At 60.2% G+C, this 18,197-nt stretch carries 15 protein-coding genes; 3 read left to right on the top strand and 12 right to left on the bottom strand.

Annotation, left to right across the window (positions count from 1 at the left end; genetic code table 11):
- Positions 1-416 precede the first annotated feature (416 nt).
- The 5 genes from D8U70_RS23800 to D8U70_RS23820 all read right to left on the bottom strand — a co-directional run bounded on the left by D8U70_RS23800 (position 417) and on the right by D8U70_RS23820 (position 5,628).
- On the bottom strand, positions 417-1,370 hold the full coding sequence (locus tag D8U70_RS23800; RefSeq protein WP_130929883.1) for a D-2-hydroxyacid dehydrogenase family protein: 954 nt from the start codon (positions 1,368-1,370) through the stop codon (positions 417-419).
- Between the two features lie 12 nt (positions 1,371-1,382).
- A complete protein-coding gene (locus D8U70_RS23805; RefSeq protein ID WP_130929884.1) occupies positions 1,383-2,429 on the bottom strand; it encodes an alpha/beta hydrolase in 1,047 nt (348 codons plus the stop codon).
- An 86-nt stretch (positions 2,430-2,515) separates the two neighbouring features.
- Positions 2,516-2,950 (bottom strand): YqaA family protein, encoded by a 435-nt coding sequence (locus D8U70_RS23810; RefSeq protein WP_041480976.1) that lies wholly within the window; start codon positions 2,948-2,950, stop codon positions 2,516-2,518.
- On the bottom strand, positions 2,950-3,396 hold the full coding sequence (locus D8U70_RS23815; protein WP_130929885.1) for a DUF411 domain-containing protein: 447 nt from the start codon (positions 3,394-3,396) through the stop codon (positions 2,950-2,952). Before D8U70_RS23815 ends, D8U70_RS23810 begins: the two co-directional genes overlap by 1 nt.
- 240 nt (positions 3,397-3,636) lie before the next feature.
- A complete protein-coding gene (locus D8U70_RS23820; protein WP_130929886.1) occupies positions 3,637-5,628 on the bottom strand; it encodes a methyl-accepting chemotaxis protein in 1,992 nt (663 codons plus the stop codon).
- Between the two features lie 353 nt (positions 5,629-5,981).
- Here D8U70_RS23820 and D8U70_RS23825 point away from each other — a divergent pair, with 353 nt between their 5' ends.
- A complete protein-coding gene (locus D8U70_RS23825) occupies positions 5,982-6,509 on the top strand; it encodes a hypothetical protein (RefSeq protein ID WP_071172374.1) in 528 nt (175 codons plus the stop codon).
- A gap of 45 nt (positions 6,510-6,554) precedes the next feature.
- Here D8U70_RS23825 and D8U70_RS23830 read toward each other — a convergent pair whose 3' ends face one another.
- Genes D8U70_RS23830 through D8U70_RS23850 form a run of 5 tightly spaced genes read right to left on the bottom strand, consistent with a single transcriptional unit; the run spans position 6,555 to position 13,604 of the window.
- On the bottom strand, positions 6,555-7,490 hold the full coding sequence (locus D8U70_RS23830; protein WP_130929887.1) for a GNAT family N-acetyltransferase: 936 nt from the start codon (positions 7,488-7,490) through the stop codon (positions 6,555-6,557).
- Positions 7,459-8,769 carry a phenylacetate--CoA ligase family protein gene (locus tag D8U70_RS23835; protein WP_130929912.1) on the bottom strand — a complete coding sequence of 437 codons (1,311 nt, stop codon included), beginning with the start codon at positions 8,767-8,769 and terminating at the stop codon, positions 7,459-7,461. The genes D8U70_RS23830 and D8U70_RS23835 overlap by 32 nt, the downstream gene beginning before the upstream one ends.
- Positions 8,770-8,812: 43 nt before the next feature.
- Positions 8,813-11,215, bottom strand: coding sequence for an acyl-CoA reductase (locus tag D8U70_RS23840; protein ID WP_130929888.1), 2,403 nt, complete (start codon positions 11,213-11,215; stop codon positions 8,813-8,815).
- Between the two features lies 1 nt (position 11,216).
- Positions 11,217-12,347 (bottom strand): acyl-protein synthase, encoded by a 1,131-nt coding sequence (locus D8U70_RS23845; RefSeq protein WP_130929889.1) that lies wholly within the window; start codon positions 12,345-12,347, stop codon positions 11,217-11,219.
- A gap of 9 nt (positions 12,348-12,356) precedes the next feature.
- Complete coding sequence (locus tag D8U70_RS23850; protein WP_130929890.1) at positions 12,357-13,604, bottom strand: MFS transporter; 1,248 nt, start codon at positions 13,602-13,604, stop codon at positions 12,357-12,359.
- A 357-nt stretch (positions 13,605-13,961) separates the two neighbouring features.
- Here D8U70_RS23850 and D8U70_RS23855 point away from each other — a divergent pair, with 357 nt between their 5' ends.
- Positions 13,962-14,150, top strand: a complete 189-nt coding sequence (locus D8U70_RS23855; protein ID WP_130929891.1) for a hypothetical protein — start codon at positions 13,962-13,964, stop codon at positions 14,148-14,150.
- Positions 14,151-14,168: 18 nt separating this feature from the next.
- Here D8U70_RS23855 and D8U70_RS23860 read toward each other — a convergent pair whose 3' ends face one another.
- Positions 14,169-14,546, bottom strand: a complete 378-nt coding sequence (locus D8U70_RS23860; protein WP_071172379.1) for a fe2+ zn2+ uptake regulation protein — start codon at positions 14,544-14,546, stop codon at positions 14,169-14,171.
- A gap of 243 nt (positions 14,547-14,789) precedes the next feature.
- On the opposite strand from D8U70_RS23860, the gene D8U70_RS23865 reads away from it, so the two are divergent.
- Positions 14,790-17,129, top strand: coding sequence for an acylase (locus tag D8U70_RS23865; RefSeq protein WP_130929892.1), 2,340 nt, complete (start codon positions 14,790-14,792; stop codon positions 17,127-17,129).
- Between the two features lie 52 nt (positions 17,130-17,181).
- Here D8U70_RS23865 and D8U70_RS23870 read toward each other — a convergent pair whose 3' ends face one another.
- Positions 17,182-18,183, bottom strand: coding sequence for a FecR family protein (locus tag D8U70_RS23870; RefSeq protein ID WP_130929893.1), 1,002 nt, complete (start codon positions 18,181-18,183; stop codon positions 17,182-17,184).
- Positions 18,184-18,197: the final 14 nt, after the last annotated feature.

Raw genomic sequence — 18,197 nt, forward strand, 5'->3', positions numbered from 1 at the left:
GTTCTGATGACCTGTGGCGTGAAGCAAAAGTTTCGACTTTTTTTCGTCGGTATGACCGAGTGGTTTGGCCACTGAAAAATGAGTCTAGGCCAGATCCTAGAGCGGGTCGGGGCAAATGGGTAAATTGTTCGACAATCGGTTGTGTCGGGATGTTAGCGAGGGTTCAGGAGGGGAAACGCTCCGACGAAGGGCATGTTTTTCGGTCGAAGTGGGCCAAAACGGTGACTGGGTAGTCACGGTTTTGTGCTAGGGGATGGGCCGGTTGCACCGTTGTGGTGCGAGGGTATTTCAGAGCGGTATCTGAGATGAGACCTTCGCGAGCAGGCTCGCTCCCACATTGGAACGCGTACAACCTGTGGGAGCGAGCCTGCTCGCGAAGAGGCCTGTTGGAGCAACTCAACTTTAAAGTGATGGAATCAATTCAACAGACGCACCGGCTCCCCAGCTGCCCAACCCTGAATATCCTCGATCATCTGCCGGAAGAACTGTTCGTAATTCTGCCGACTGACATAGCCCACATGGGGGGTAGCGAGGACATTGTCCAGCGTGCGAAACGGGTGCAGGGCCGGCAAAGGCTCTTGTTCGAACACGTCCAGCGCCGCCCCGGCAATGCGCCGTTTCTGTAGCGCCTTGATCAACGCCGCTTCATCGACGATCGGCCCGCGAGCAGTGTTAACCAGCAGCGCGCTCGGTTTCATCCACTCCAGCGCTTGCGCATCAACCAGACCGCGACTGCGTTCGCTGAGCACCAGATGCACCGACAGCACGTCGGCCTGCTCGAACAATTGCTGCTTGCTGACGTACGTCACGCCGGCCTGTTCAGCGCGTTCGGCCGTGAGGTTTTCGCTCCAGGCAATCACCCGCATGCCGAACACCTGACCGAATTGCGCGACCCGCTGGCCGATGCTGCCCAAACCGAGAATACCCAGGGTCTTGCCGTGCAGATCCCCGCCGAGGCCCTGTTGCCAATGGCCGGCGCGCAGGGCATTGGCTTCCTTCACCAGATCACGGGTGGCCGCCATGATCAGCGCCCAGGTCAGTTCCGGCGCGGCGTGTTTGTAACTGTCGGTGCCGCAGACCTTGATGCCCAGCGCTGCAGCGGCCGGCATGTCCAGCGCGGCATTGCGCATGCCGCCGGTGACCAGCAACTTCAGATTGGGCAAGCGCCCGAGCAAGTCGGCGTCGAAGCGCGTGCGTTCGCGCATGACGCAGATCACCTCGTACTTGCCGAGGCGCTCGGCCAGTGCCGCGTTGTCGGCCGGGTAATCATGCACAAAGGTCACTTCACCAATGCTCTCCAGCACGGACCAGTCGACCACATCGCGTGCCACGTCCTGCCAGTCATCGATCACTGCAATCTGCACCGTCATCGGCTTACCTCATCATGGAGCGGAAGGAGTCTTGCCCAGCCAGCCGAGCAGCGCCTGATGGAATTTTTCCGGTTCCTCCATTTGTGGCGCATGACCCATGCCCGGGAATTCGATCAGCGTCGACTGCGGAATCAGCTTGGCGACCTGTTTGCCGAGCACCTCGTAGTGGCCGATTTTCGCTTTCACTTCCGGCGGTGCGAGGTCCTTGCCGATGGCGGTGGTGTCTGAGGTGCCGATCAGCAACAGGGTCGGCATCTTCAGGTCCTTGAACTCGTAGTACACCGGCTGGGTGAAGATCATGTCGTAGATCAGCGCCGAGTTCCACGCGACCTGGGTCTTGCCCGGACCTTTGCTCAGACCGGCGAGCATGTCGACCCAGCGATCGAATTCCGGCTTCCAGCGGCCGTCGTAATAAGTGGTGCGCTCATAGTCGCGAATGCCCTTGGCCGTGACTTTCAACTCACGCTGATACCACTGATCGACGGTGCGATAGGGAACGCCGAGGGCTTTCCAGTCTTCCAGACCGATCGGGTTGACCATCGCCAATTGATCGACCTGCTCCGGGAACAGCAGCGCATAACGGGTGGCGAGCATGCCGCCGGTGGAGTGGCCGAGCACAGTGGCTTTCTGAATGCCCAACGCCTTGAGCAATTGCTGGGTGTTGGTCGCCAGTTGCTGGAAGCTGTACTGATAGTGCTCAGGTTTGCTGGATGTGCAGAAGCCGATCTGGTCCGGCGCAATCACGCGGTAGCCGGCATCGCTCAGGGCTTTGATCGAACTGTCCCAGGTCGCTGCGCAGAAATTCTTGCCGTGCATCAGCACCACGGTGCGGCCGTTGGCCTTGCCATTGGCGGCGACGTCCATGTAACCCATTTGCAGTTTCTGGCCCTGGGATTCGAAGGCGAAGTGTTTAAGCGTGTAGGGGTATTGGAAGCCTTGCAGCTCCGGGCCGTAGGCAGGCCCTTCGGCGGGGACGGTTTCAGTGGCCGCTTGCGCCATTAGTGGCAGGGCAGCGCTGAGGACGAGGCCGGGCAGCCAGCGGGAAAGCGTGACGGACATAAGCACTAACTCCTTGAAAATTGGCCGACTCTGGAAGGTCGGGATTACGCCGACGTTAAACAAAGGCAATCACAGGAAGGGTTGGTTCAACCGAGCCAGCCCAGTGTCAGCAAGGCCAGCACGCCATAGCGCGCGCCTTTGGCCAGGGTGACGATCAACAGAAAGCGCCCGAGCGGTTCGCGCATGACGCCGGCAATCAAGGTCAGCGGATCGCCAATCACCGGCAGCCAACTGAGCAGCAGCGACCAATGCCCATAGCGCTCATAGTGCTTGCGCGCCTTGGCCATATGCCGCGGACTGACCGGGAACCAGCGTCGATCCTGAAACCGCTCGATGCCCCGTCCCAGCCACCAGTTGACCAGCGAACCGAGCACGTTGCCCAGCGTCGCTACCGCGAGCAAACCCCACAGCCAGTAACGCTCGCTGACGATCAGGCCGACCAGCAGCGCCTCGGACTGCAACGGCAACAATGTCGCCGCGCCAAACGCAGCAAAGAACAGGCCGAAGTAGGCTGCCCCCATCAACGTGCCGGGTAGTCCGCCACTACCACATCAGCGCCGTCCTTCTTCAGGCCGATGACCTGATACGCGTCGCTCATGCCGTCCATTTCCATGCCCGGTGAGCCCATTGGCATGCCCGGTGCAGCCACACCCAGCAGATCGTCGCGCTTGCTCAACGCAAGCACCTGATCGGCCGGCACATGGCCTTCAACGAATTTGCCATTGATGATCGCCGTGTGGCAGGACGCCAGACGCGGTGGTACGCCGTGCTGCTGTTTAAAGCTGCTCATGTCGCTTTCGACGTGGTCTTCGACTTTGAAGCCATTGGCTTCGAGATGGCTGATCCACTTTTTGCAGCAGCCGCAATTGGCATCGCGGTGCACTTCGATCGGGATCAGTTCGGCGGCTTGCGCCAGTGAGGAGATGAACAGGGCGCTCAGGGCGAGCAGACGCAGTGGGCTTCGCATGGGAATGGGCTCTCGACTCGGTGAAGGTCAGCAAGAGCGCATTTTGACCGGTTTTTCCATCCCGGCATCAACTGAGTGTTTCCAGTTGCTACAAAACACCCGGACCAGTGTAGGAGTGAGCCTGCTCGCGATTGCGGTTGACCAGCCGCAGATACAGTGACTGAAAAATCGCTTTCGCGAGCAGGCTCGCTCCCACAGGGGATTGGTGTAAAGGCCAAAATCCCCGTGGTCGCGGTTGGCTTAACTGACCTTGAACCGCCCCATGATTGCGCTCACGCGGCTATTGGCTTCGAGCAACTGGCGGGTATTCAGCTCGCTGGCCTGGCCGCTCTGCACCAGTTCATCGACCATGTGGCGGATCTGCACCATGCTGCGGTTGATCTCTTCGGTCACTGCGCTTTGCTGTTCGGCGGCGGTGGCGATCTGCGTGCTGAGGCTGTTGATGTGGCTGACCGAGCCGGCCATTTCGTCCAGCCCCGAGTTGACTCGGGCGGTGGCGTCAGCGGCGGACTGGCAACTGGCCTGGGTGTTTTCCATGGCACTGACCGAGGAACTCACGCCTTGGGTCAGGCGGGTCAACATTTCGTTGATTTCCGAGGTGCTGGCCTGTGTGCGGGCAGCGAGGGCGCGGACTTCATCCGCCACCACCGCAAAGCCGCGACCCTGTTCACCGGCCCGCGCCGCTTCGATCGCGGCGTTGAGGGCGAGCAGGTTGGTTTGCCCGGCAATCGCACCGATTACGCCGAGGATCTCGGTGATGCGCTGGGCGTCCTGCTGCATGTTTTCAACTTTGTGTGTAGCGCTGGCCACTTCGTCGATCAGCGCGACCACGCTGTTGGTCGCTTCACCCACCACGACGCGCGAGCGATCGGCGTTTTCATTGGCGCGCTGAGTGAACGCAGCGGTTTCAGCGGCATTCTGCGCCACGCTTTCAGCGGTGGAGCTCATTTCGGTAATGGCGGTGACAGTCTGGTCGGTTTCCGAGGCGTGACGCAGCAGAATCTGGCTGGTGTGCGCCGAAGTGCGCTGCAGATTATGGAGGCTGGACGCCATGGCACCGGTGGCCTGGGTGACTTCGCCGATCATGTTCTGCAAATAGACGATGAAGGTGTTGACCGAATGGCCGATGGCGCCCAGTTCGTCCTCAGCGCGAATGGTGATGCGACGGGTCAGGTCGGCGTCACCGCTGGACAGTGAATCGATGTTGGCTTTCAGAGCCTTCATGCGCTGTACCAGTTTGCGAATCGCGTAAACCTGCAACAGCACCAGCAGGATCACCAGCGGAATCTGGATCAGGCTGAGACTGTTGAGCACATCGTCACGCTGGGCGGTGAGCATTTTGGTCGGCAGGGCGGTGGCGAGGAACCACGGTGTGCCCTCGATAGGGCGCATGAAGAAGGTGGCGTCTTCACCGTTGTTGTCGAACTCGACGCGTTGCGCTTTATCGCGGTTCTGCAGGCCGGTCTTGATCTGATTGACGAAGGTGGAGCTGGCCGCCAGTTCGCTGATGTTCTTCAACACGATCGGGCCGCTGATGCGCGAGCTGTTGCTGATGATCTTGCCGTCAGCCTCGACGATGAGCATTTCGGCGTTGAGGTCTTTTTCCTTGCGCGCCACCAGGTCGTTGAAGAAGCCCAGGGTCACGTCGATGGTTGAAACGCCCCAGGCACTGCCGTTCTTGTAGATCGCCATGGCGCAGTTGGTGCGCGGCTCGGCACTGGCGTCGTCCTTATAGGCAGCGGCCCACGCGCACTGGCCGCGCGGGGTGGCCATGCCGCCCTTGTGCCAGCTCTGGTCGTAGTAGTTCGGTGCGGCGTCGCTGTTCCAGAAGGTATTGACCTTGAGCTGACCCGAGGCATCGCGGTGCCAGAAGGTGCTGAACTTGTTGCGACCGGCTTCGCGCTGGCCCGGCAACGGCCAGATACCGCCGCCAAAGACTTTCAGTTCGCCGTACTGATCCACCAGCCCTGGCAGCACCACGTCGATGGCGGCGCTGTCGAGCAGGGGGATGGTCTGGGTGATGCTGCGTTGCTGCGCCTGCACCTTGTTCAGTTCGCCCTGAATCTGCACGGCGACTTCGGCGATGCGGTTGAGCACGACCTTCTCTTCCGTATCGCGCAGGGTCGGTGCGACCAGTTGGCTGATGCCGACCACGGTCAGCACGGACAACAACAGGATGAACAGAATCAGAAACAGCGTGTAGCGAGCCTGAATAGTGCGCAGTGCGGGCATGGAACTGATCCTTGAGCGGCTTTTTGTTGGAGGGCAGGAATAAAACAGGGCGGGTATCACAGCGTATCGTCGTTCCGGGCGGAAGCTTTAGGTACTTGCGTGCCGAAAGAACTCAGGGCGATGACCGGTTGGTATCGGGATTGGTACATCCCCAGCAATCGCCACAGTTGTTACATCCTGATGACGGCTCTGAAGCAATGTTTGCGGGCCTTAAGCTCAGTGTCATGAATGTACGAGATTTGTAAAAAAACGCACAAAAGGGTTGGTTGGATCAGGCGAAGCGGCCGATACTCGCGCCCATTCAATTGGTTGGAACAAGGACATTTCATGCTCATTGCACAAGGAATCCTCGCATGACGATCGGCTATACCGGCGCCTGGGAAAGCAAGGCGGGCGTAATGGTCCGTGATACCGGCGCGAAAAAGCAGGTTTCGCAGAGCGTCAAGGTGCAGCAGATGCTGACCCTGGTCGGCAACGATCCGAATGCGCTTAACGTCGCGGAGATGGACAAACAGGGTTTGCGCAAGCAGATCAAGGGCTTTGATCCAGCCAACGTCTCCGTAAAGCAGTTGGGCAACCTCAGCGAATTCCTGCGCGGGCGCGGCCTGATTTCCGAGATCACCTCGATCACCTTGCTCAATGCCGGCGACAAATTCGACCGCTTCGGCGTGCAGAAAGACCCCGACGCCAAGTTCAACGCGCTGGAATATTTCGCCACGCAGCTCGATGCCATCCAGACCAACAGTCTCAATGGCAATTACTACGGCAAGAGCCTGATTCCCGAATTCAAGAAAGCCATTTACGTCCTGCAGAATCTCAAGACCTATGGTGAAGGCAATGCGGCAGTTCCGTCCGACAAAGGCCTGACAGCCAAGGCCTGACATCGGCTGGTGAAGCCCGCTCATCCGTGTGCGGGCTCGGGCTGTTTACACCGCAGCCATTGCTCGCCCGGTGGTTTGACGTTGTGCCTGGTCGTGTAACTGCTGCATGTGCGGGCAATGCAATGTCAGCTTGCGCGTGCGGTAGCCGCGATGAAACAACGTCAGCCAGCCTCCTCGATTGTCTTGCGCAGGCGCCAGACCGGTGAAGGCAAAACCGATGGCGTTAAGACTGTGCAGATCCACGGCAAACTGTCGGGACAGCTGCAAACGAATCGAAATCAGCCAATGCCCGGGCAGCGTTCGCAACTGATCGAGCAGTTCCGGTTCGAGTTTTTCCACGAGCATTTCATGGCGATCGCCGTGTTGTTGAACCTGAACCGAGGGCCCGCGCCAGCATGCTGCGCTGGGCGAACAGCCAAACGCCGCCGTCAAACGCTCCATGAACGCACGGTAGCGGGTTGGCCACGGCTGCTCCGGCAGCGGACGCTGATAGCCGTCTATGGCGCGGACACCCAAGACGATCGACTCCGGTGTTTTGCCGCCAAAGGGTGAGCGGACATAGTCCGGCAACAGTCCGGTGTTATGAAAACCGAGACTGATAGCCATGCGTTGGGTATAGGGGTGGTGGGTGACCTGTTTGATCGAAACGCTGCGACAACCCAACGCCTGTGCATGAGTCAGCAGTTGCGCGCCCAGCCGCGTGGCAATGTTCTTTCCGCGGGTATCGGGATGTACGACGCTCAAGGCCAGTTCGGCATCGTGCGAGTCATCGGTTTGCCGGTACAGCGTGGCATGGCCACGAATCCGTTCACCCTCGACCGCAACCAGTGAGTGCCAGCGCTTGGCTGCGTGGTTCTGATTGATCAGGCAGGGCAGGTAGACGTCGCTTTGCACGTAATGATCGCCATAGACCTCGCGAAACAGCTGGCTGACTGCCGTGGCGTCGGTGTCACGGTAATTGCGCAGGATCAACGTATCCATCACGCACCTCCCCCTCGTCCGGGCCATAGCAGCGCAAGTCAACAATTCGCAGGCTTTTCCCCGCGCGAGGATGGCGCGCCAAGTCCTCGAACCGGCAACTCTGTATACGCAGCTGCAATAACCCGGCGCCTCGCAGTTGTGGTATCTGCGGATACAGTTCGATCAAGCGGGCCTCGAGTCTGTCCTCGATGCGGGTCGATCCTTCGTTGACTACGTATTTCACCGTCAATAGATCCCTGCCGTCGTCGTGCTCGATCAATAACTGCCAATCGTTGCTGCCACTGATGCTCCGGACGCTTTCGCTGATTTCATCGGTCATCAGCGACAGAATGCCGACCCGCACACGCTGGCTGCTGCCGCTGCGCCCGCGCAGGGCGAATTTGCGTTGTGCAGTGCCCGACGGCTCTCGCCAGCACGCGAGATCTCCGACGGGATAGCGGATCAGCGGCATCAAGCGGCGATGGAGATTGGTCAGCACCAGCAGACCGGTTTGATTGCAGGCCTCGATCGTTGCGCCGCTGTGCTGATCGACAATCTCCAGCAGTGCGTGACCGTCAGGTGTGCGATGTTCTCCTTCGATGCAGTCACGATGACTGGCACCAATGAATCCGCCATCGACACTGGCGTAGCCGATCGAGGCAATGCGCGCGTTGGGCAGCACTTGCTCAAGGAGCTGGCGTTGTGAGGCAAACAGACTCTCCCCGCCATAAAGCACGGTATCAACCAAGGGCAGGGCAAGGCCGCGTTGGTCGAGCCAACTGGCGAAGGTCAAAAGTTGCGCAGGCACGCCAGCCAACACGTTGATCCGGTGTTGCACGATGGCATCGGCCAGCATTGGCGGGTCGACTTCGCCGGTAAACGGAAACTCGGTGATAGGCGTTTCCACATGGGCCAGTGAATCGTGGATAAACAGAAAACTGGCATAGAGGTCGCCAGCGAAGAACAGGTTGGCGACACGGTCGCGGGAGCTGAATTGCTCGCTCAGACTGCGCCCGAAAGCTTCCACTATGCGTTGCCATTCCGTGCGGGCATATACGGAGAGCCTGCCGCCGCCGGTTGAGCCACCGGTCTTGAAGACCAGGGCGTGGGCCAGGGGGGCAGTCAGAACCGGCCATTGCGCCAGATCCGCGCTGTCTTTCCAGAAGTCTGCCGGATCAAGTAGTGGCAGTTCGCACAGCGAGCTTATTGCCTCGGGAATATCGGCGAGGCTGTTCCTGTAGAAGGGCGAATGCTTGCGGGCAAAACCCATCAATTCGCTAATCGGGTCGGTTGTTTTCACGGTGTATTCTTCTTGATTCGAATGAGCCAGCTCACGGCAAGCGTCAGCGGCGGGAGTCAATGACCAGCGGCGTCTTGCCGCTGTGTTTGTTTTGAACGAAGTGCTCGGGCGGGCATTGTTCGATCTGCAGCACCAGCAATCCGCTGTCGACCACGGTCATCAGGGTCAGGTAATCGGCGAGACGGTGTTTAGCGATGTCGGCTGCAAGTTCACAGTGCAGTTGCATGCGCTCGACGCCCTCGGCGCTGTGGTCCAGCTGCAACTGAAACGGCACTTGCAGCCGCGACGCCAATTCGCTCAGGGAGATGAAGTCAGTGCCGATGCGCAACAGCTTGCCGTGGCGTTGCAACAGCTCGAAGCGTGGCGACGTCAGCCCGCAGGCGCAGACGCCCGGCAGCCAGCGCCCGGTGTCGCCAATCTCATAACGCTGCACGCGCTGGCCCCCTTCACGGGCGAGCGAGGTCACCAGCAGCCGACCCACCTGATCGCCGATCACCGGCACATCCTCATCGAACGCGACGATTTCCAGGTGCTGGATCGCGTTCATCAGATGGAAAACCCCATCCGCCGAAGCCTTGCAGGCATGGCCCAGCGGGCCGGCATCGACGCTGCCGTAGATCGCCGAGCGAATGCTCGAGACGCCACAACTGCGCAGCAATGCACGGTTCTGCTCGCTCAGGTGCTCGCCACCGAGAAAGACTTTTTCGACCCCGCCATAAGCGCGCAGCCGCTGCTGCTCATTCAAAAACAGGCGATGCACTGTGGCGGGCATTCCCACCAGGACGTTGACCCGTTGGTCGATGATCAGTTGGGCAATCTCCCGGTAGTCGTCATCGGTAGGCGCGGCCATGGGCAGGTGCGTCACCTCGAGCAATTCCAGCGCTTTGCTGAAACTTAGAAAACCGCCGTACAGCCCGCCACAGAAGAACAGGTTCATGACCCGATCCCGCGCCGGATCAAGACCAGCGGCGAACAGACCGTCAGCGGTTGCGCGCATCTGTCGATCGAAATCGCGATAGCTGTAGCCGGCCAGAGCAGGGGTGCCGCTGCTGCCTCCGGAGCGGAAATACAACTGCGCCTGATCGTTGATGGGCTGGGCGACGAACGCCTCTTTGTTCATGATCGCAGCGCACGACTTCGCCGCGAGTGGCGGTGAATCGAGACTGGCCTGATTCGGCAGTTGCGTGGCCGCCAGACTCACCGATACCCGCCGACTCAAGCGTTGCAGCGCATAGACGCCATCATGGGGTTCGCCTGCGTAACCGTCGTGAATGCTGCCGATCGGTGCGATACGCGTGACCCCGGCGGCGATCAACGCATGGGTAAGCTCGGCAATGCGCGGTTGCGCACACATCAGCGCGCAGCTTTGCAGGACGTTGCGCCACGGCAGCAGGGTGGCGGTCAGCAGCGCTTGCGGCAGCGGGTGCAGCAGTACGCTGCGAAACAGCGGTGAAGGCGCGAGTTGCCGATCATGGCTCCATATCACCCGCCAGCCCGGGGCGCTCCACACTTGCCCGGTATGACCGGCGAAACTCTGGCCGAGGCGGGCCATCTGCGTGTGCGTGGTAATTTGCGAGGCTTCCTGAATTGTCGGTACCAGAGCCGGCCATTGCGTGGCGCGTCGTTGCAGGGCCTGCGCCAGGCGTTCACCGATATCGCGCAAAACCTGCGGATCATCGCTGTCCACCAGCAGCCATTGCGGGCTGGAGCAGGCCTGCTGATCCAGTCGGCAGACTTCGTCGGCGACGGCATCAAGCGCCTCCGGCGTAGACGATTCCGGGGTGAGATAGACGAAGCTGATGCGGTGCCCCCAATCGATCCAGCGACAACCCGGCACCAACTGTTGCCGAATCGCTTGCAGGGCCGCTTCGCCACCCCACGCTGCAACCCCGTTGGCGGGTTTACACAGCTTGCCGATCTGCTCGGTGCTCGCTGGAATCACCGCCACATGTCCGGCCAGTTGTCCGCTTGCATCGCAGTCGACCAACGCGCGCAGCAGTTGCGCCGTCAGGCCTTGATCGCTGCGGCTGGGGCGCAACCAGTTGACGTTGCCGGCGAGCAGACTTTCCACCACCGCGCAAAAGGCCAGCAGCGGCGCGTTGGCCGGAGTGATGTGCACCACCAGGCCGAGTGGACGCCAGGCTTCGAAGCGTGGCTGGCGATAATCGAAACGACGCAGGCAATTGGCCTCGGCGCCCAATTCACGCTGGCGTTTGTAGGCTAGCGCTTCGGGCTGGCAGAAATCGATCAGAGCCTGCCGCTGCTCGTTGTCGAGGCGCAGATCCGAGTGCGCGTCATGCAGTTGCCGGGCAAATTCCGCGACTGCGTCGATGACTGTGCGGCTGTCGAGCGCCCTCGCCAAGTGTTGCGGCAACGCCTGTTGCAGGTCTTGCAGCGCTTGGTCGAGGTTATAAGCGTGGTGCAGTTGTCCATTGATCAAATACATATCAGTGACTTCCCAGTAATTCGGCGGCGGCCATTGCGCAGCTTCTGCCCGCTGTGGTCCCGGCGCGGCCGTGCAGTTCGAACCAGTCGCTGGTCAGCCCGCAGCCGCAACTTGCGCCCGGGTGCAGCGTGGCAAGGTCGCTCATGACCACGGCGTGGGCCGGGCTGGAGGAGATGTAAGGCGAGACGAAGCCGAGCAGGCCTTGTTGGCCATAGGGCAGCAGGGAAAAATCCGCCGGATCGCGAATCAGCACTCGCGAATAAACCGGCACATGAAAGCGGTGACGGGCGCATTCGATGTAAGGCACGGCGTGCTCGACAGCACCGTAACCGTCGCGGCAGCGGGCCGGTTCGATGCCCAGTTGCCGATGGATATGGGCGTAAAACTGTTGTTTGGGAATTTCCTCCGCGGCCTGGGTTTTCCAGCCACCGCCAAAAAACGCCAGCGAACCGGCGGGCAATTGCACATCCTGCACAGCGGTAGCCTGCATGCGTTGCAGGGTCTGCCAGAGAAACGCCGGGAAGCCGAAAATCCGTACCGGCAAGCCTTCTTCAGCGAATGACTGCAAGGCGGCGATCACGCCGAATACATCGAACTGATGGCCGCGACCAGTGTTACGCAAGGCGTAGACCACGCGATTGACCGGGGCAAACCGACAGAGAAACTGGTCGGTAAACGAGGTGCCCAAGGTAATGCGTCCTTCGGGTTCGTAGCTCAACAGCAGGTAGTTGCACGGACTATCGGGAGTGTCCCAGGCGTAATGGCGGAAGATCTGCGCAACCATGAACTGCGCGCGAGCCAGGCTGCGTTCGTCGTAACGCATCCGGCTTTTCTGCCCGCTGGTGCCCGACGAAGTCAGTTCCAGGGCGTCTGCGCCGGTGCTGCTCAGCAGCAGATGTTGCTTGAAGAAACTGGCAAAGATCGGCGGCAGACGCGACCAGTCATTGAGATTGTCGAGGTCCTGCGGCGTCAGTCCATGGGCGTTTAGCCAATGGGCGTAACCCGGAGTGTGCTCGCAGTGAAAGCGGCTGATTTCAGTCATCGCCCGATCAAACAGAGCGGGCGCGGCTGAATCCGCGCAATAGGGTTGCTTCAACGCGCACAGCGCGTCGGCATAGGGTAGGTGAGTCATCAGTGTTCCTTACTGAGGCGAGGCCACATCAGATGTGGTGGTTTGCAGGAGCCGGTAAACCATGGGCAGGCACATCAGCCCGCCGAATGCGGCCCAGAGAGCGAAGTATTCAAGACGGCTGCCGCCACCGATGGCAGCAATCAGCGAACCGCCAAGGCCCATGACGGCGATCGAAATCATGCCGGTCAGCGCCGACACCAGACCTTTGCTGTCGTCACTGGCAAACAGTGCCAGGCGATACACCGCCGCATTGCTCATGCCCAGCCCGACGGCGTACAGCGACAGACTCGCCACCACCGGTCCAAGCCCCGCACCGAGCAATGCGCACGCGGCCAGAAACAGAAGGCCCAGACAGAACGGCCAGAGCGCCAGTTGAATCAATTGCGTCAGCGAATGAGTCTGCAGCAAGCGGTCAAGAATCAGATTGCCGGCGATGACTGCCGAGAACACCGGTATCTGCCACAGGCCATATTCCAGCGGCGGCATGTCAAGCACCCGCACCAGCAGCAATGGCGCCAGGCCTATCCAGGCGATCAGCGGCAGACTCATCAGGCCGAGCGCCAGGCTGGCACAGAGGAAACGCGGATTGCCCAACAGCGCACCGTAGCGCCGACAAGTGAGGCGCCAGGAGAAGGGCACTGGGCGAGTTTGATGACCGTCGCGGCGCTCGACGCCCACGGTTTCCGGCATCCACAGCAACAGGCCGAGCCAGACCAGCGCTGCTGTGCATCCCAGCAGCAAGAAAATTTCCCGCCAGCTCAGCCATTCCAGCAGCAGGATGCCAAGCAGCGGCCCGAGCAACGGCGATAACAACGCAACATTGCCGAGCAACGCCATCAGCCTGACGGCGTCGGCTTCGCAAAAAACCTCCTGCAATGCCGGGTAGCTCACGGCGACGACGAATCCCAGCCCCATGCCCTGCAACAGACGCAACAGGTTGAACGCTTCAATGCTGTCAGTGCTGAAAGCTGCCGCGCACGACACACCGAACAGTGCACTGCCGATCAACAACAGTGGCCTGCGCCCGAATTGATCGGACAAGGGACCCAGTAGCCATTGCAGGCAGACGCCACCCAACAGATACAGATTGAATGCATGGGGTACATGCCGCGCGTCCGCTTCGAGGTCGGTAGTGACGTCCAGCATCGCTGGCATGATCACGTCGCTGGCCATGTAAGTGAGCAGTTCGAAAGCGGTCAGCGCGAGACAGAAACCGGCAACCTGTCTGGGGCCGATATTGATAAGTGTTCTCTGCATGAACATCCCTGTTTTATGAGTGGTAGGAAGTTCGCAGAGCCTAGGTGCAGACGCACAGCCGACCTAGCCGTTTGCTGCGTCAGCAGATTTCAAAAACTTACGGCATGTTTATAGGGCGGGCGGAACGCAAACATGTTCAGCTGGATGCCATTGCGGCAGAAACAACAATGCCCGCGACAGGGCGGGCATTGTTTGCGGTAAATCGACCGGGCGTGCCGCGCTTCCAGGTTGGGCGGCGATGCAGCGAAAAATCTTCCGCGGCTGTAACATGGCACTCCGTTTGCCCCGGCACGCCCCCGTAATTCGGCAAGCGTATGGCTTGCAAACGCATACATACCAACGTTTCAGGAAACCGCAATGACCCAGAAGCAACGCTTGATTTATTCGATTCTGATCGCTCTGTCGGTACTGGCGATCATGCTGGGCCTGTCCTGGCTGCAAAACGCCGGCATGATCACCGAGAAAACTTTCCAGTACGTCGCGATCGGCGTGGCCGTGGTTGTGGTGGTGATCAATGGCATGATGCGCCGCAAGGTTAAGCCGTAAAGGCGAGCACCCGTTGCCTCATTCGTGGTTGAGGACCGCTGCAGCCTGCGGGTGCAGGCTGTAACTCTTGTCGGCGTTGAAGGTGATCACGCCTTCGGCGCACAAGCGTTTCAGCACTTCGCGCACGCTGAGAAAGGACAACGGCACGTCCAGATCGAGCAACTGGCTATGCACGCCACGGACGCCCAGGCGACGATTGCTCTGTGCCGCCACCAGCAGGGCGTCGATGACTTTCAGACGAATCAGGCTGGTGCGCAGGCCAAAACTTTTCAGTAGCACGCGGATGCGCTCATTGCCCGGACGCTCGCCACGCTGGGTGAAATTGCCGGTGTGCGAACCCATGGAAACGCCCTGTGGCGTCTGGCTACCGTCCGATGGTAGTTGCGAGTTGTACATGCGATTACTCCTTTTCAGAGCCAGATCGGGAAAGGTTTTGTTGCGCTCTCTAAACAAGACGTTTCAGCACGACAAATCATGAAAGAAAAGATGTAGAAATTTCGTCGCAAATTCGTATCGGCCTTGTGATGCCGGCCTCGTCCCGAAGAATTGCCCGCTAAATTTTTTTCCTCAGCTTCGTTTCTTCGTCAGGCTCATTGCGCGTGGACGCAGGGGCAATCGACCTTTCGATCAGGAGCAAGCGTGATTATTTCCAGGCAACTCACCGGGCTGGCCCTCGCCAGCACCTTGTTCGGACTGAGCCTGTCGGCCCATGCACTGAGCCCGTCTGCACAAACCAGCGCCGATATTCGCCGCACCAGTTTCGGCGTGCCGCACATTCGTGCGGAGAACGAACGCGGGCTGGGCTTCGGCATCGGTTACGCCTATGCCCAGGACAACCTGTGTTTGCTGGCCAACGAGATTGTGACGGTCAACGGCGAGCGCTCACGCTACTTCGGCCCGGAGCAGTTCACTGTCGAACAACGGGAAAACCGCGTCAGTGATGTGTTCTTCACCTGGCTCAATACTCCAGAAGCGGTCGAAATCTTCTGGCAGGCGCAACCGACGCAGGTCCGCGACCTGGTCGAGGGTTATGCCGCCGGATACAACCGCTATCTGGCCGAACGGCGCCAGCAAGGATTGTTGCAGCAATGCCAGGGCGAGTGGGTACGTGATATCAGTGCCGAGGATCTGGTCAAACTGACACGGCGCCTGTTGGTGGAAGGCGGGGTCGGGCAGTTCGCCGAGGCTCTGGCCGGCGCCACGCCGCCGCAAGCCACCGCGCAGGTCAAGCACGATGCCGAGGCGTTCCAGTTGGCCGACGCCCGTCAGCAACGTTTCGCCCTGGATCGCGGCAGCAACGCCGTGGCAGTCGGCAGCGAGCGTTCGTTCAACGGCCGTGGCATGTTGCTGGCCAACCCGCATTTCCCATGGGTCGGCGGCATGCGTTTCTATCAGATGCACCTGACCATCCCCGGCAAGCTCGATGTCATGGGCGCGGCTTTGCCGGGTCTACCGATGATCAACATCGGTTTCAACCAGCATCTGGCCTGGACCCACACTGTCGACTCGTCGAAACACTTCACCTTGTATCGCCTGCAACTCGATCCAAAGGATCCGACCCGGTATTTGCTCGATGGCAAGTCGCTGCCGCTGAACAAACAGACGGTTACCGTGCAGGTCAAGCAGGCTGACGGCCAGGTCGTGCCGGTGAAACGCGATATCTACAGTTCGCAGTTCGGCCCGATCGTGCAATGGCCGGGCAAGCTCGACTGGGACAAGCAGTACGCCTACAGCTTGCGCGATGCCAACCTCGACAACGATCGCGTGCTCAAGCAGTGGTACGCGATGAACCAGGCCAGCAATCTCAAGGATCTGCAAGACGCCGTGCACACGATTCAGGGCATCCCGTGGGTCAACACTCTGGCGGTGGATGACAAGGGTCAGACGCTGTACATGAACCTGTCGGTGGTGCCGAATGTCAGCGCGGAAAAACTGGCCAAGTGCAGCGATCCACGCCTCGGTCTGCGCATGATTGTCCTGGACGGTGCCAACAGCGGCTGTGCCTGGGATGTCGATCCGCAAGCGGCGCAGCAGGGCATCTTCGCCTCCAGCCAGTTACCGCAATTGCTGCGCAAGGATTTCGTTCAGCACTCCAACGATTCAGCGTGGCTGGCCAACCCGGCGCAACCGCTCACTGGCTATTCACCGCTGATCAGTCAGGACGGACAACCGCTGGGCCTGCGCTCGCGATTTGCGCTTGATCGTTTGGCTGAGCTGAGCAAAAAAGGCCCGTTGGCGGTCAAGGATCTGCAGCACATGGTCATGGACGATCAGGTCTATCTGGCCGCGCAGGTCATGCCCGATCTGCTGAAATTCTGCGGCGCCGATCTGGGCAGCGATGCGGCCACGCTGAAGCCGGTCTGCGCCAGCCTCAAAGCCTGGGATGGTCGTGCCAGTCTGGATTCCGGGATCGGTCTGGTGCACTTCCAGAACATCATGCAGGCGCTGCTTGAATCACCGGATATCTGGCGTGTTGCATTCAATCCGGCCGATGCGCAACACACTCCGCACGGCCTGGCGCTCGAACAACCGGCCGTGGCCAAGGCGCTGCGTGAAGCGATGCTGGCGTCGGTCGAGCGGGTCGCAAAAATGGGCCTGAAACCTGAAACGCGCTGGGGTGACATCCAGGTGGTCAGCAGTGGCGGGCGGCAAACGCCGATTCATGGCGGGCCGGGTACGCTGGGCATCTACAACGCGATGCAAAGCGTGCCCCGTGATGACGGCAAACTTGAGGTGGTCAGCGGCACCAGCTATCTGCAAGTGGTGAGCTTCGACGAAAAAGGCCCGCACGCCCAAGGGCTGCTGGCGTTCTCGTTATCCAGTGATCCGGCGTCGAAATATTCACGCGATCAGACCGAGGCGTTTTCGAAGAAACAGTGGAGTGTCCTGCCATTCACTGAGCAGCAGATCCAGGCGGATCCGCAATATCAGGTGCAGACGATCAAGCAGGATCAGGCAGGGAAGGTGGCAGCGCAGTAAACAGTCGTCGCCTGAAACAAACGAAGGCCGCCTCCCGCAAGGGACGCGGCCTTCAGCTTTTCGGCGGGCGCTGCGGCATCGAATTGATTACCGGGTTGCCTTCCTTGTTGCGGGTCAGGTAGACCGGCAGCACTTTTGGCAGGCTGTTGGCGAGGTTGTTCATCTCTTTGATGTTGTAGACACCGCCCACGCGGATCGCGCCGGTACTGGTGTCGGCCAGCATCAACGGCTTGTCCAGGTAACGGTTGATCAGCGGCAGGGCGTCGTGCAGCGCAAGGTTGTCCAGTATCAGTCGGCCGCTGCGCCACGCCAGCGAGGTATCGCCGGGGTAGGTCTGACTGATTTGCGGGGTGTAATCGCCATGTCGGTAGCGTGCCTGCATCGATGGACTCAGACGCAGGCCGTCGCCCGGCAGATCGCGATTGCTGCTCACCAACACCGAACCTTCGATCAGATTGACCCGAACCTGATCTTCATACATCCACACGTTGAATCGGGTACCGGTCACGCGGATCTTGCCATCGCCGGCGCGCACCACGAACGGATGAGACGCGTCATGGCTGACATTAAAAAACGCCTCGCCCTTGTTCAGAGTGGCGCGACGTTCATGTTTGTAATTGCTGAAAGTCAGGTCGGTGTTCAGGTTGAGTTCCAGCTGGCTGCCGTCACTCAGAGTGATCTGACGCACACTGTCGGTGGCAGCGTAATGCTGATAACTGTTGGGTACCCAGCCCAGATTCCAGCCGCTGTAGGCCGCGAGCGGCAAGCCGACAGCGCAGGCGCCGGCGATGACCGCGAACTTGCGCCACGAACGCAAGGGTTTGCGCTGCGCGGCGAGCGCCTCGGGTTCGGTTCGAGGCAGATCTCCGGCGACTTCCCAGATTTCCTGCATGGCTTCGTATTCAAAGGCATGCAGCGGATGGGCTTCGTGCCAGGCTTCAAATGCGCGACGCTCCTCGTCCGTGCAGTCAGCGGCGTGCAGACGCATGCACCAGTGCGCGGCGGCATCGGTGATCGCATCGTATTCGGCTTCCGAGAGAGTGTCTTGGGTCATTGACTCGTCCTGAT

The sequence above is a fragment of the Pseudomonas sp. Sample_20 genome (assembly GCF_004307585.1).
GTDB lineage: Bacteria > Pseudomonadota > Gammaproteobacteria > Pseudomonadales > Pseudomonadaceae > Aquipseudomonas > Aquipseudomonas atacamensis.

What these genes read in the sequence shown, in the direction of transcription:
- D8U70_RS23800 (WP_130929883.1), bottom strand. Translation starts at nt 1,370, where the DNA reads ATGACGGTGCAGATTGCAGTGATCGATGACTGGCAGGACGTGGCACGC.
- D8U70_RS23805 (WP_130929884.1), bottom strand. Translation starts at nt 2,429, where the DNA reads ATGTCCGTCACGCTTTCCCGCTGGCTGCCCGGCCTCGTCCTCAGCGCT.
- D8U70_RS23810 (WP_041480976.1), bottom strand. Translation starts at nt 2,950, where the DNA reads ATGGGGGCAGCCTACTTCGGCCTGTTCTTTGCTGCGTTTGGCGCGGCG.
- D8U70_RS23815 (WP_130929885.1), bottom strand. Translation starts at nt 3,396, where the DNA reads ATGCGAAGCCCACTGCGTCTGCTCGCCCTGAGCGCCCTGTTCATCTCC.
- D8U70_RS23820 (WP_130929886.1), bottom strand. Translation starts at nt 5,628, where the DNA reads ATGCCCGCACTGCGCACTATTCAGGCTCGCTACACGCTGTTTCTGATT.
- D8U70_RS23825 (WP_071172374.1), top strand. Translation starts at nt 5,982, where the DNA reads ATGACGATCGGCTATACCGGCGCCTGGGAAAGCAAGGCGGGCGTAATG.
- D8U70_RS23830 (WP_130929887.1), bottom strand. Translation starts at nt 7,490, where the DNA reads ATGGATACGTTGATCCTGCGCAATTACCGTGACACCGACGCCACGGCA.
- D8U70_RS23840 (WP_130929888.1), bottom strand. Translation starts at nt 11,215, where the DNA reads ATGTATTTGATCAATGGACAACTGCACCACGCTTATAACCTCGACCAA.
- D8U70_RS23845 (WP_130929889.1), bottom strand. Translation starts at nt 12,347, where the DNA reads ATGACTCACCTACCCTATGCCGACGCGCTGTGCGCGTTGAAGCAACCC.
- D8U70_RS23850 (WP_130929890.1), bottom strand. Translation starts at nt 13,604, where the DNA reads ATGCAGAGAACACTTATCAATATCGGCCCCAGACAGGTTGCCGGTTTC.
- D8U70_RS23855 (WP_130929891.1), top strand. Translation starts at nt 13,962, where the DNA reads ATGACCCAGAAGCAACGCTTGATTTATTCGATTCTGATCGCTCTGTCG.
- D8U70_RS23860 (WP_071172379.1), bottom strand. Translation starts at nt 14,546, where the DNA reads ATGTACAACTCGCAACTACCATCGGACGGTAGCCAGACGCCACAGGGC.
- D8U70_RS23870 (WP_130929893.1), bottom strand. Translation starts at nt 18,183, where the DNA reads ATGACCCAAGACACTCTCTCGGAAGCCGAATACGATGCGATCACCGAT.